Source organism: Mycobacterium sp. NGS34 (assembly GCF_059812845.1).
Genome location: NZ_JCALDM010000002.1, coordinates 97,871 through 111,189 on the forward strand (window position 1 = coordinate 97,871; position 13,319 = coordinate 111,189).

At 68.0% G+C, this 13,319-nt stretch carries 12 protein-coding genes; 6 read left to right on the forward strand and 6 right to left on the reverse strand.

Annotated elements, in window-relative coordinates; all coding sequences use genetic code 11:
- Positions 1-6: 6 nt before the first annotated feature.
- The 3 genes from AC5Y7V_RS05355 to AC5Y7V_RS05365 are packed head-to-tail and all read left to right on the forward strand — an operon-like array spanning position 7 to position 3,115.
- Entirely contained in the window at positions 7-1,113 is a 1,107-nt protein-coding gene (locus AC5Y7V_RS05355) for a sulfotransferase family protein (protein WP_499879617.1), read from the forward strand.
- The gene (locus AC5Y7V_RS05360) at positions 1,103-2,407 is read left to right on the forward strand and encodes a DUF1214 domain-containing protein (protein WP_499879024.1); all 1,305 of its coding nucleotides are present in this window, start codon (positions 1,103-1,105) and stop codon (positions 2,405-2,407) included. Before AC5Y7V_RS05355 ends, AC5Y7V_RS05360 begins: the two co-directional genes overlap by 11 nt.
- Positions 2,408-2,425: 18 nt before the next feature.
- On the forward strand, positions 2,426-3,115 hold the full coding sequence (locus tag AC5Y7V_RS05365) for a demethylmenaquinone methyltransferase (protein ID WP_499879025.1): 690 nt from the start codon (positions 2,426-2,428) through the stop codon (positions 3,113-3,115).
- A 9-nt stretch (positions 3,116-3,124) separates the two neighbouring features.
- Here the strand turns inward: AC5Y7V_RS05365 and AC5Y7V_RS05370 are convergent, their stop codons facing one another.
- The 3 genes from AC5Y7V_RS05370 to menJ are packed head-to-tail and all read right to left on the reverse strand — an operon-like array spanning position 3,125 to position 5,442.
- Complete coding sequence (locus tag AC5Y7V_RS05370) at positions 3,125-3,460, reverse strand: DUF732 domain-containing protein (RefSeq protein WP_499879026.1); 336 nt, start codon at positions 3,458-3,460, stop codon at positions 3,125-3,127.
- A 26-nt stretch (positions 3,461-3,486) separates the two neighbouring features.
- The gene (locus AC5Y7V_RS05375; RefSeq protein ID WP_499879027.1) at positions 3,487-4,164 is read right to left on the reverse strand and encodes a class I SAM-dependent methyltransferase; all 678 of its coding nucleotides are present in this window, start codon (positions 4,162-4,164) and stop codon (positions 3,487-3,489) included.
- Positions 4,165-4,221: 57 nt separating this feature from the next.
- A complete protein-coding gene (gene menJ / locus AC5Y7V_RS05380) occupies positions 4,222-5,442 on the reverse strand; it encodes a menaquinone reductase MenJ (RefSeq protein ID WP_499879028.1) in 1,221 nt (406 codons plus the stop codon).
- Positions 5,443-5,463: 21 nt separating this feature from the next.
- On the opposite strand from menJ, the gene grcC1 reads away from it, so the two are divergent.
- Complete coding sequence (grcC1, locus tag AC5Y7V_RS05385; RefSeq protein ID WP_499879029.1) at positions 5,464-6,471, forward strand: nonaprenyl/(2E,6E)-farnesyl/geranylgeranyl diphosphat synthase; 1,008 nt, start codon at positions 5,464-5,466, stop codon at positions 6,469-6,471.
- An 81-nt stretch (positions 6,472-6,552) separates the two neighbouring features.
- Complete coding sequence (gene htpX, locus AC5Y7V_RS05390; RefSeq protein ID WP_499879030.1) at positions 6,553-7,413, forward strand: zinc metalloprotease HtpX; 861 nt, start codon at positions 6,553-6,555, stop codon at positions 7,411-7,413.
- Positions 7,414-7,505: 92 nt separating this feature from the next.
- Here the strand turns inward: htpX and AC5Y7V_RS05395 are convergent, their stop codons facing one another.
- Positions 7,506-9,017 (reverse strand): SulP family inorganic anion transporter, encoded by a 1,512-nt coding sequence (locus AC5Y7V_RS05395; protein ID WP_499879031.1) that lies wholly within the window; start codon positions 9,015-9,017, stop codon positions 7,506-7,508.
- Between the two features lie 229 nt (positions 9,018-9,246).
- The gene (locus tag AC5Y7V_RS05400; RefSeq protein WP_499879618.1) at positions 9,247-10,272 is read right to left on the reverse strand and encodes an NAD(P)H-dependent glycerol-3-phosphate dehydrogenase; all 1,026 of its coding nucleotides are present in this window, start codon (positions 10,270-10,272) and stop codon (positions 9,247-9,249) included.
- A 147-nt stretch (positions 10,273-10,419) separates the two neighbouring features.
- On the opposite strand from AC5Y7V_RS05400, the gene AC5Y7V_RS05405 reads away from it, so the two are divergent.
- On the forward strand, positions 10,420-11,793 hold the full coding sequence (locus AC5Y7V_RS05405) for a trypsin-like peptidase domain-containing protein (protein ID WP_499879032.1): 1,374 nt from the start codon (positions 10,420-10,422) through the stop codon (positions 11,791-11,793).
- 5 nt (positions 11,794-11,798) lie between these two features.
- On the opposite strand, the gene AC5Y7V_RS05410 is transcribed toward AC5Y7V_RS05405, so the two are convergent.
- A complete protein-coding gene (locus AC5Y7V_RS05410; RefSeq protein ID WP_499879033.1) occupies positions 11,799-13,286 on the reverse strand; it encodes a flavin-containing monooxygenase in 1,488 nt (495 codons plus the stop codon).
- Positions 13,287-13,319 lie beyond the last annotated feature (33 nt).

Genomic DNA, 13,319 nt, shown 5'->3' on the forward strand with positions numbered 1-13,319 from the left:
CGGACGATGCTAGGCCTGTTGCGCCGGGACCCGCCGGGGTCGAAGCGCTGGTCCCGCTACGTCGCGTTCCTGATCGGCGTTCCGCTCGTCGCGGGGATCCACGCCGTGTGCTTCACGCTCGACCCGATCGTGTTCGGATCGCTGCGCCGCACGCGCGTGACCGGGCCGACGTTCTGCATCGGCCACGCCCGCAGCGGCACGACCTACCTGCATCGGCTGATGGCCGCGGACCCACAGTTCAGCTACGGCCTCATGTACGAGCTGTTCTTCCCCTCGCTGTTGGAGAAACGCTTGTTGCGCCTGCTGTTCCGGGTCGACGCCGCGCTGTTCGGAAAGCGGCTGCGGCACCGCCTCGACGTGCTCGAGGAGCGCCGGTTCGCGGAGACGGACGACATGCACAAGACCGGGTTCTTCGTCCCCGAAGAGGACGACTTCTTTCTCACCTGGTCGCTGTGCTCGGGCTTTTGGATCCTGATGTTCCCGTTCATGGGCGAGCTCGACTTCTACCACGTCGACGAGTGGCCCGAGCGCAAGCGACGCCGGGCGATGAACTTCTACAAAGAATGTGTCCGGCGACAGATCGCGCTCAATGGCGGCGGGACGCACCTGAGCAAGAACCCCACCTTCTGCGGTCGCGTCGAATCGCTGATCGAGACGTTCCCCGACGCGAGATTCATTGTGCCCATGCGTAATCCCGACGAGACGATCCCGAGCCTGCTCAAGTTGCTGAAGACCGAATGGGGCCTGCGCGGGCGCGACGAGCGCCTGATCGCAAAATCGCTGCGCGTGCTGGCCGACCAATCGTTCGATGCCTACCAGCGTCCGCTCGACGTCCTGGCCCGGCATCCCGAGGTCCGCTCGGTCATCGTCGACTATCGCGAGCTGGTGGCGCAGCCCGAGGCCACCATGCGCCGGATCTACCGGGAGCTGGACCTCGAGCTGGGGCCGGTGGCGGCCAAGGCATTCGCGGCGGCCGGCGGTGGGCACGAATCGGCCCACCGCTACAGCCTGGAGGAATTCGGGCTGGACGCCGGAGAGATCCACACCCGGCTGGCCGCCCTGTTCGACGAATACCGTTGGGACACGGAAGGAGAGGGCGCAGATGTCCACTGAATCGAGCCGGGACGGTCTGCGCGCGGCCTGGACGGACATGATCGACGCCCTGACCCGGGCCCGCGACGCCGTGGACTCCGTCGAGCTGCACGCGCCACCGCCCACCGAACAGGGACTGGCGGAGGGGCACCGCTACCTGATGGGCTTCGTGTTCAGCGCCATCGAGCGCGCCTTCTTCGAGGATCCCGAATTCCCGTACTTCCGGCGCGCCATCCAACCGCTGGACAAGGCGACCATCGACAACGCCGACGCCCTGTACCTGTCGGCGTCGATCAACGGCGCCAGGGAATACCGGGTGCGTGGCCGCCTGGGTGCTAAACCGCCGCAGTACATCATCTTTGAGGCCCACACCGTTTACGCGGGTGACACCGGCAGCCTCGCCGAACTCGCGCCGGGCGGGCGCGCCGTCACCGGATCGCTGGACCTCGCCGACCTCGCGGTCGACGACGACGGCCGCTTCGAGATCCTGCTGGCTCCCCGGCGGCCGGCCGGCCACGCGGGAAACTTCATCGCCACGGCCACGGCCGACGGCACACAGACGGCGCGATTTCTGATCGCGCGCATGCTCTTTCATGACTGGGAGCGCGAGGAGTCGCCGGAGCTGCACATCGTGCGGCTGGGCAAGGAGGGCGCCCGCCCGGCGTCGATCGACCCGGCCGCCGCCGCCCACCACCTTCGTCGCGTCGGCACCATCGTGGAAAACCAGATGAGATTCTGGAACGAGTTCTACGACGTTGTGCTGGAGGCGCACGGCGACAAGAACGGTGACGGGTTCACCCTGATGCCCCGCAACGCGCTCAACGAGCCGGCGCTCGCCAACCTCGCCATGGGAGGCGGCCAGAGCACCAACGTCTACTCCGGTGGCGTGTTCGACCTTGCGCCCGACGAGGCCCTGCTCATCGAAGTCGCCGTCCCGGTGGCGCCGGCGTACATGGGTTTTCACCTGTCCAACCTCTGGGGCGAGTCGCTCGATTACGCCAACCATGTCAGCAGCCTGAACGGGTTTCAGGCCGAGCCGGACCCCGACGGGGTCTTCCGCTACGTGGTCGCCGGGGACGATCCCGGCGTGCCGAACTGGCTCGACACCGCCGGGCACCGCGGCGGGTTCCTGGCCCTGCGGTGGACGTACTCCAAGCCGCCACCCCAGTTGCCGACGGCAACGGTCAGCAAGGTGCCGCTGGCCGACGTCCGTCAGCACCTCCCGTCGACCACCCGCGCCGTTTCGCCCGAGGAGCGCCGCGAGCAGATCAGGGTCCGCCAGGAGCACGTCCAGCGAAGGTACCGGCAGTACTGACCCGGTACCGTCGACGTCGTGAGTCGTGCGGCGCTGGACAAGAACCCCCGGGACGTCGCATCGATGTTCGACGGCGTCGCCCGCCGCTACGACGTGACCAACACCGTGCTGTCGGCGGGGCAGGACCGGTACTGGCGCCGGGCTACCCGCGCGGCGCTGCGGCTCGGCCCGGGTCAGCGGGTGCTGGACCTGGCCGCGGGCACCGCGGTGTCGACGGTGGAGCTGAGGAAATCCGGGGCGTGGTGTGTGGCCGCCGATTTTTCGGTCGGCATGCTCGCCGCGGGTGTGGGCCGCAGGGTGCCCAAGGTCGCCGGGGACGCCACCAAGCTGCCGTTCGGTGACGGGGTGTTCGACGCGGTCACCATCAGCTTCGGGTTGCGCAACGTGGCCGACCAGCAGGCGGCGCTGCGCGAGATGTTCCGCGTGACCCGGCCGGGCGGCCGGTTGGTGGTGTGCGAATTCTCCACGCCCACCAACGCGCTGTTCGCCACGGTCTACAAGGAGTATCTGATGCGGGCGCTGCCACGGGTGGCGCGCGGGGTGTCGTCCAACCCCGACGCCTACGTGTACCTCGCTGAGTCGATCAGGGCCTGGCCGGACCAGCCGACGCTGGCGCACCGGATTTCAGCGGCCGGGTGGTCGGCGGTGCGCTGGCGCAACCTGACCGGCGGCATCGTGGCGCTGCACGCCGGGTATAAGCCGGCCTAGTTGCTGCGTTTAGCGGCCAGCTCGCTGGATGAACCCGACCTGGTCGGGGCAGTAGTGGTCGATCGCGGCGCCCAGGAACTGGAACGCCTGGCCCTCGGAGGTGCCGCGCGGCAGGTTGCGCTGGACGAAGGTGGCGGACTTGTACGGGTCGCCGTCCACGCCCCGGCCGATGCGCTCACAGCTGATCTTCGCCAGCCAGGCGAGCTGGTCCTGCGGGCCGTACACGCCGAACGAATTGACCGTGCTCTTGAAGATGTAGTCGTAGTCATCGGCCTGCGCGGGCGCCGCCAGTGCGACAGCGGCGCCCGCCATGGCGATGAGCGAAGCCAGCCTCGAAGCCTTCATTAGCCGGACTATACACCTGGTTGGTTTTAGGAGCCCAGGTGCGCGGAGAGCAGCCAGGCCCCCACCGACTTGCGGCCGTTGGGCTCGTCGCGAACGTCGCCGAACGGCATGTCTATGGCGATGCCGTCGGGCAGGTAGGCGTGGATGCGCGCCGGCCGGATCTCGTCGACGACCCAGTACTTGGACACGACGTCGCGCAGCTCGTCGGCGGTGACGGCGTTGATCGGGCCCCCGGGAACCGCGGCCTTGTCGAAGACCAGCGCGAAGTAGGAGGCGCCGGGTGCGGCGGCCCGCCTGATCGACTCCTGGTAGCCCTCGCGCGCCTCGACGGGGATGCTGTGGAAAAGAGTCGAATCCACGATCGTGCCGAACCGGCCGTCGAAACCGGTGAAGTCGCTGATGTCGGCGACCTGGAAGGTGGCGTTGGTCAGGCCCCGCTTCTCGGCCTCGCGGCGGGCCAGGTCGATCGCGGTCGGCGAGAGGTCCAGCCCCACCGTGGTGTATCCGCGCTCGGCGAGCGTCAGCGAGATCGCGGCCTCCCCGCAGCCCACGTCCAGCACGTCGCCGTGGAACTTGCCCTGCTCGATCAGGGCGGCCAGCTCGGGTTGCGGCGCGCCGATGCTCCAGGGCGGACGCACGCCCGCACCGAACGGGGAGTCGCCGCGATAGGCGCTTTCGAATTCGAAATCTGTTGGTTGGGTCATGCCCTAGATATATCAAGCGGGCTGATACATGTCAACGAAATTGATACTGAGTCCGGCTCAGCTGAACGGCGTTCGGCGATCAACCAGCCGCGACAACCGCCCGCCGCCGCGCCAGGCGCGCGCCACCCAGTCGGCGTCGTCGTCGGTGACCAGGTTGGCCATCACCCGCACGGCGATGGTCATCAGCCGCGTCGAGCGCATCGCGATGGGCCCGGTCGCGGGCAGGAACCGCTGGAAGGTCAGCAACAACGCCAGCCGGCGGGCGACCGAAAAGCCGCGGGCGTAGTGCTCCTGCAGCAGCGACGGCCACACCCGCGACAGGTCGGGGCAGTCCAGCAGCTCGGCGGCCAGCCGCCCGGTCTCCAGGCCGTAGTCGATGCCCTCGCCGTTCAGCGGGTTGACGCAGGCGGCGGCGTCGCCGATCAGCATCCAGTTCGGCCCGGCCACGCCGGAAACCGCGCCGCCCATTGGCAGCAGCGCCGACGACACCGCCCGCGGCTCGCCGGAAAAGCCCCACTCGTCGCGGCGCAGGTCGGTGTAATACGAGATCAGCGGGCGCAGCGCCAGATCGGCCGGCCGCTTCGAGGTCGACAGCGCCCCGACGCCGATGTTCACCTCGCCGTTGCCCAGCGGGAAGATCCAGCCGTAGCCGGGCAGCACGGCGCCGTCGGGGGAGCGCAGTTCCAGGTGCGACGTCAGCCAGGGATCGTCGGCCCGCGGGGTGGTCAGATACCCGCGCGCGGCCACGCCGTACACCGTCTCCTGATGCCAGCGCCGGCCCAGTTTGCGGCCCAGCGACGAGCGCGCCCCGTCGGCGACGATCAACCGCCGGCATGCCACCTCCGTGCCGTCGGCCAACCTCAGCGACACCACCCGCCTCGACGAGTCATGATGCGCGGCAACGGCTTTGGTACCCAGCAGCATCCGCGCCCCGGAATCCTCGGCGCACTTGCGGATCCGGTCGTCCAGCTCGAGGCGGGCCACCGCGCTGCCGGTCGACGGGAACGACGGGCCCGGCCAGTCGACCTCCACCTCGCCGCCGAATCCGCTCATCCTCAAGCCCCGGTGCCGGATGCGGGTGTCGAGCCAGTCGCCCAGCCCCAGGCGCTCCAGCTCGGCGACCGCGCGCGGGGTCAGGCCGTCGCCGCACGCCTTGTCGCGGGGGAAGCTGGCGGAATCGATGACCAGCACGTCGGTGCCCGCGCGGGCGGCCCAGGCGGCAGCGGCCGAACCGGCGGGTCCGGCTCCCACGACCACCAGGTCGGCTCCGATAGTCACGCCCACCAGTATGTTGGTCGCGTGAGTACTCCGGCGACGGTGGTGGCGGGCATTGACTTCGGTGATGCCGCGTTCGCCGCGACCGTGCGGGACGGTGTCGGGCGGATCGAGCAGCTCATGGACACCGAGCTGCGCAGCGCGGACGCCGTGATGACCGACTCGTTGACCTACCTGTTCAAGGCCGGCGGCAAGCGGTTCCGGCCGTTGTTCACCGTGTTGTCGGCGCAGCTCGGACCCGACGCGGACGCCGGGGAGGTGACGATCGCCGGCGCGGTCATCGAGCTGGTGCACCTGGCCACGCTCTACCACGACGACGTGATGGACGAGGCCGAGGTCCGCCGCGGCACGCCCACCGCCAACGTGCGCTGGAGCAACAACGTCGCCATCCTGGCCGGTGACTATCTGTTCGCGACGGCCTCGCGGCTGGTGTCCCGGCTGGGCCCGGACGCGGTGCGGCTCATCGCCGAGACGTTCGCCCAGCTGGTCACCGGCCAGATGCGCGAGGGTCGCGGCGCCGCCGAGGGCGCGGATCAGGTCGAGCACTACCTCAAGGTGGTGTACGAGAAGACGGCGTGCCTGATCTCCGCGGCGGGCCGGTTCGGCGCGATGTTCTCCGGCGCCGACGCCGACCAGGTCGAGCGGCTGAGCCGGCTGGGCGGCATCGTGGGCACCGCGTTCCAGATCTCCGACGACATCATCGACATCGACAGCGACTCCCACGAGTCCGGCAAGCTGCCCGGCACCGACGTCCGCGAGGGGGTGCACACCCTGCCGATGGTCTATGCGCTGCGCGAGCCGGGACCCGATGCGGCGCGGCTGCGCGAGCTGCTGTCCGGCCCCGTCGAAGACGACGACGCGGTCGCCGAGGCCCTGACGCTGTTGCGCGCGTCACCCGGGATGGCCAAGGCCAAGCAATTCCTGTTCCAGTACGCGGCGCAGGCACGCGCTGAGCTGGAGCTTTTGCCCGATCTGCCCGGACGGCGCGCCCTGGAGACGCTGGTCGATTACACCGTGAGCCGGCACGGGTAGCGCGCGAAATAACCCAGAGGAACCTTCGCCGCCGGTTGGAGCGTTCAATTAGCGATAGTCGACGCTCCAAGGAGGACACCGATGACCTGGCATCCGCATGCCAACAGGTTGAAGACCTTCGCCCTGTTGGTCGGAATGTCCGCGTTGATCGTGTTCGTCGGTTCGTTGTTCGGCAGGACGGCGATGTTGATCGCGGTGCTGTTCGCCATCGGCATGAACGTCTACACGTACTACAACAGCGACAAGCTGGCCCTGCGGGCCATGCACGCGCAGCCGGTTTCCGAGCTGCAGGCGCCCGTGATGTATCGGATCGTGCGTGAGCTGGCCACCTCCGCGCACCAGCCGATGCCGAGGCTCTACATCAGCGACACCAACGCGCCCAACGCGTTTGCGACCGGCCGCAACCCGCGCAACGCGGCGGTGTGCTGCACCACCGGAATCCTCGGGATCCTCGACGAGCGCGAGCTGCGCGCCGTGTTGGGGCACGAGCTCTCGCACGTCTACAACCGCGACATCCTGATCTCGTGCGTCGCCGGGGCGATGGCGTCGGTGATCACCGCGTTGGCCAACATGGCCATGTGGGCCGGCATGTTCGGCGGCAACCGCGACGGCGAGAATCCCTTTGCGCTGCTGCTGGTTTCGTTGCTGGGCCCGATCGCCGCCACCGTGGTCCGGCTGGCCGTGTCCCGGTCGCGCGAGTACCAGGCCGACGAGTCGGGCGCCGTGCTCACGGGTGACCCGCTGGCGCTGGCGTCGGCGCTGCGCAAGATCTCGGGCGGCGTTCAGCTTGCGCCGCTGCCGCCGGAGCCGCAACTGGCCAGCCAGGCCCATTTGATGATCGCCAACCCGTTCCGCGCGGGCGAGCGGATCGGATCGATGTTCTCGACGCACCCGCCGATCGAGGACCGCATCCGCCGGCTGGAGGCGATGGCGCGGGGGTAGGTGAGTCCCCGTCGCCCGTTCGCGAGCCTAACCTGGCTGCGAAATGTCCTGCCCGAATTCGCAGTGTGGTTAGGCGCGCGGCGCACGTTCGACTAGGCGGCGGCTTCGGGCCTTTCGTGCTCGACCAGATCGTCCGTGCGCCGACGGACGAGGTGACCCGTTTCGGAGACCCCTTCGATCCGGACCGTGCCGCCCGTGGCCTCGTGCTGGCGCTGCCAGTCGGTGATCGCCTGATGTGCGGCATGGTCGAGGTACTGGACCGAAATATCCACCGTGACAACGGTTCCGGCCGGGATGGAGGCCAGCACGCGAGTCAGCCGGGGCAGGGCGAGGAAGGTGCAGGCCGGCCCCTCGATCGCGACCCGCCATTCCGCCCCGACCGGTGTCGCCGAGACCCTGACCCGGATCACTCGCCATGCGGTCAGCGCGATGGCTAGCGCGAGACCGATCATCACCCCGTGCAGCAGGTTGAGGAACACGACGCAGACCGCGGTCACTATGTAGACGGCGAGATCCCCGTGCTTCATTGCCGTTTCGATGTGCGCCGGCTTCAACAGCTGAATGCCGATGACGATCAACAGACCGGCCAGCGCCGCCGTCGGGATCTGCTCGACGAGCTCCGCGAACGGAACCGTGAACAGCAGGATCCACACGCCGTGCATGATCGAGGAGGCACGGGATTTCGCGCCCGCGTTGACATTGGTTGAGCTGCGCACGATCACGCCGGTGATCGGCAGCCCGCCGATGGTCCCCGACACGAAGTTCGCGGTGCCCTGCCCGATCAACTCACGGTCGAAGTCGGTGCGCTGACCGTTGTGCATCCTGTCGACCGACACCGCCGACAGCAGGCTTTCCACGCTGGCGATCAGCGTGACGGTGATGACGCCGATGGCCACGGCGCTCCAGTTGCCGTGTGGAATCTCGGGCAGCTGCAGCGCGTTCAGCGGCGACGAGTCGATCTCGATGCGTCGCACGTGGAACGGGAAGACCAGCGAGATGACCGTCGCCGCAACGATGGCGACCAGCGGTCCCGGAACGAAGCGCAGGCGAGCCGGAACCCAGCGCCAGGCGATCAGGATGACGATCACCAGCGCGCCCAGTAGCGCACCGGGCCGGTGCGCGTCGATGATTTGGCCCGGCAGGCCGATCAGGTTGTGCCAGGCAGTGCTTTTCGATTTTCCGCCCAGCAGGACGTGCGCTTGTTGCAGTGCGATCGTGATCCCGATTCCGGCCAGCATGGCGTGCACGACCACCGGGGAGATCGCCAGCGCCGCCCGGGCAACACGACTGAGCCCCAACAGGATCTGCAGCACGCCGGCGGCGGCGGTGATCAAACACGTTACCCCCCAGCCGAAGTCGGAGATGAGGTCGGCCACCACGACGGTCAGGCCCGCCGCGGGACCGCTGACCTGCAGCGGCGATCCACCGAGCGAGCCGGCGATGATTCCCCCCACGATCGCGGCGATCAGCCCGGCCAGCACCGGGGCGTTCGACGCGATCGCGATCCCCAGCGACAACGGAAGTGCGACCAGGAACACCACCAGTGAGGACGGTAGGTCGTGCCGGACAACGGATCGTATGCGTTCGATTTGAATGTCTTGCATCGGTCGCTTCCCTCGTTAGGAGTTAGCGGGGAATGTTCCGAGCCCCGTGTTGGTCTTGGCTACGTCGGCGTAGCTTGTTGGCGCACAGGCGATTACAACTGCGCCATTCGGCGGTCAGGGCCTGGCTGCCTCGTTTGACGGTATGGGCGCGACAAAGCGCGGGTCAAGCCGCCCACGCGGGCGCATATGGAATGCAAATAATTTCGTTACGAGTTGTTTGGTTGACGAATCAGAAGCCGGACCCGTGCACTTCGTGCCCGGGAACCTCGACCATCAGGCCACGGTAGGCCTGCTCGACGCTCGAACCGTGGTTGATCACCGCGTCGACCTCGCGCGCGATGGGCATATTCAGGCCAAATTCATTGGCGAACTCGGTGATCACGCTGGCGGCCTTGACGCCCTCGGCGACCTGGTTCATCGAGGCGATGATCTCGTCGATCGGCTTGCCGGCGCCGAGTTGTTCGCCGACGTGCCGGTTGCGGCTGCGCTGGCTGGTGCAGGTCACGATCAGGTCACCCAGCCCCGCCAGCCCCGGGAAGGTGTCGGGATCACCACCCATCGCCACGCCGAGCTTCGTCATCTCGCGCAGCGCGCGGGCGATCACCAGGGCGCGCGTGTTTTCCCCGATCCCCAGCGAATAGCCCATGCCGACGGCGATGGCGTAGACGTTCTTCAGCGCGCCGGCCAACTCGACGCCGACGACGTCGTCGGTGGTGTACACCCGGAACCGCCGGGTGCGGAACAGCCCCGACAGCCGGGTCGCCAGGTGCTGGTCGGGCATGGCCAGCACCGCCGCGGCGGCATAACCCTCGCCGACCTCCTTCGCGATGTTCGGCCCGGCCAGGATTCCCGCCGGGTGACCGGGCAGCAGCTCCTCGATGATCTGCGACATCCGCATGTTGGTGCCCTGCTCGAGCCCCTTGACCAGCGACACGACCGGAACCCACGGCCGCAGCTCCTTGGCGAGTTCGGTGAGGACCCCCCGGAAGCCATGCGAGGGCACGCCCATCACGACGACGTCGGCGCAGTTCGCGGCCTCGGCGAAGTCGCTGGTGGCGCGCAGGGTCGAGCTCAGTTCGACGGCCTCGCCGAGGTAGCGCGTGTTGCGATGGTTGTCGTTGATGTCCGTGGCGGTTTCCTCGGAACGCACCCACTGCAGCGTCGGCCCTCGGCGCGCGCAGATCGACGCGACGGTGGTCCCCCACGATCCGCCACCGAGAACGACGACGTTCGGTTCACGCATAGCCATGGCGATCACAGTATTGCCGCCACCGGAGATTTAGAAGCAGTTCACCAACTGTGGACGTCGAAACCAAGGGCCCGAAGGCAGGGGACTTCCGCCCCTACCTCCGCCGGCCGGCGTGCCCGATGGTCAAGGGACAGGTTCATACGAGGAGGATGCATGCCCGGACGCGCTCGTTGCGGCCGCGTGTCCGCGTTGGTCTCGGCGGCCGCCCTCGCCGTGTTGGCCGGCTCCCCCGGAATCGCCGCCGCGGACGACGGCCGTCCGCGCGTCAACCCGGAGGAACGGGCGGCGGCCATGATCCGGCCGGCCGTGATGTACGTCGCCGGCCAGAGCTACGGCGCGGTCCGCCTGCCCGACGGCCAGATCCTGTCCCAGTTCGGCCCCGGCACGACCATGCCGTTCATCGCGACGTGGAGCTGCACCGGCTTCGTCGTCAACCCCGACGGCTGGGTGGCCACGGCCGGACATTGCGTCGACTCCGAGAGCGCCAAGCTGCTCATCCTCAAGCGCGCGGCCAAGGAGTACATCCTCCAATTCCCGGACGCGCCCGAATCGCGGGATCCCGCCACGACCCTGGACTGGCTGCGCAAGAACGCGCGGGTCGAAGGGGACACCGCGGACCGGGGCCCCGAAATCAGCCTCGCGCTGACGTATGGCACCGGCACCAAGGTCGCCGGCAAGGTCGCGGCCAACGTGGTGGATTTCCGGCCGCTGGGCAAAGGCGACGTCGCGCTGCTCAAGGTGGACAAGCACAACCTGCCGTCGTCGGAGCTTGCCACCGACGCCGACGTGAGTATCGGCACATCGGTTCTGGCGGTGGGCTTTTCGCAGAGCACCGAGAACGTCACCGGCCCCTCGCTGGACCCGACGAACAAGAGCGGCAAGGTCAGCAAGAAGTCGACCATGGGCTCGGCCGCCGAGTACGAGATCGACGCCGCGGTCTCGGAGGGCATGAGCGGCGGCCCGACCGTCGACCTCAACGGCAAGGTGATCGGCATCAACAGCTTCGCCCCCGTCGGCGAACCGCAGGCGTTCAACTTCATCGCGCCCGCCGACGGCCTCGCCGCGATAATGGCCAGCAAGGGGGTCAAGGCGGCGCTGGGGCCCGCCGACGCGTACTACCGCAAGGGGCTCAAGCACTACTACGCGGGCCAGTACACCGAGGCGATCGACGACTTCGACCAGACCCTGTCGATGTCACCCGACTATCCCGGGCTGGCCGACCTTAGGACGAACGCGGCCAACCTGCGCCAGCAGCACGGTGATTTCTCGGTGCTCAGCGGCGCAAACCTGTTGTGGTACACCGCGGGTGGCGTCGCGTTGGTGCTCGCCGCCGCCGCGGGTTTCACGTTCCTGGTGCTGCGCAGGCGTCGGCCGTCTTCGCGCCGGCAGCGACTGCGCGTGGTGCGCACCCCACCATCGAGCGCCGTGGAGCCGCACTTCTGCGCAAACTGCGGGGCGGAGCATCACCCCGCCGAAAAGTTCTGCCCGAATTGCGGCAAGAAAATATCCGTCGGAGCGTCGGCGTAACAGTGCTATCCCGTTAATGCTGCCCGGTCGGTCGCGCGGCCGAACACCATCGCCTCCTCGATGCGGTCGAACCGGTAGTCGATGGCATCGGCGAAGTAGTTCTGCCGCACATTCCACGGCCGCCGGGTGCCCGACTTGGGCAACGCGTGGCCCGAGCGCTTCACGTAGTTGGCCTGAATGTCCCACGACGGCTTGACGTCCATCGGCTCGTCGCCCCGGTGCGGGTAGGCGTGTGTGTAGCCGTGGGAGGCCATGTGCGCCATAAGCTTTGCCGTCGCCCGGGCGGTGATGTCGGCGCGTAGCGTCCACGACGCCTTGGTGTAACCGACACACCAGAACAGGTTGGGCACGTCCTCGAGCATGTGCGCCTTATAGACGAAGCGGTCGCGGTGATCGACCGGTTCGCCGTCCATGCTGATGGCGGCACCACCCAGCGCCTGCAGTTGCAAGCCGGTCGCGGTGACGATGATGTCGGCGTCGAGGTGTTCGCCGGATTCGAGCGCGATGCCGGTGGCATCGAAGTGATCGATGCGGTCGGTGACCACCTCGGCGCGGCCGGCGCTGATCGCGTTGTAGAAGTCGGCGTCGGGAATCAGGCACATCCGCTGGTCCCACGGGTTGTATCGCGGCTTGAAGTGAACGTCGACCTCGTAGCCGGCGGGCAGCTTGCTCATCGCCCTGCGCCGCAGCAGCCATTTCACGAGACCCGGTGCCTTGCCGGACAATTGAACGAACACCGCCTCCGACAGTGCGGTGTAGATCCGAAGCGCCAGGGCGGCCGCCCGGCGCGGCAGCAGTTTACGTGCGAGGGGCGCGACCTTGCCGTTTTTGGCCGCCGAGACCAGATACGTCGGCGAGCGCTGCAGCATGATCACTTTTCCGGCGCGTTCCGCCATCGACGGGACCAGCGTGACGGCGGTCGCCCCGCTGCCGATGACGACGACCTTCTTGCCGGCGTAGTCCAGGTCTTCGGGCCAGCGTTGGGGATGGACAACGGTCCCACCGAACCGCTCGATGCCGGGCAGCTCCGGTGTGTAGCCCTCGTCGTAGTTGTAGTAACCGCTCGCGAAGAACACGAACCGGCCGCGCAAAGTCTTGCCGGCGCCGTCCTCTTCGATGGTGACCGTCCACATATCGGTGGACGAGTCCCAATCCGCGGCGCGCACCCGGCTGTTGAACCGGATGTGGCGGTCGATGCCGTACTTGCGCGCGGTGGCGTTCAGGTACTCGCGGATGTGGCCGCCGTCGGCGATGCCCTCTTTCCGGGTCCACGGCTCGAACGGAAACGACAGCGTGTACATGCTGCTGTCGGAGCGAACGCCCGGGTAGCGGAACAGGTCCCACGTGCCGCCGATCTGCGCCCGCCGCTCCAGGATGGTGTAGGTCACGCCCGGGTTGCGCTCGGTGATTCGATAGGCCGCATCGATGCCGGAGATGCCCGCGCCGATGATGATGACGTCGAACTGCTCGACCTGCTGCGGAGTCACCGTCATTGTGGACCTCACTTGGAAAAGCAACGCCGCGAG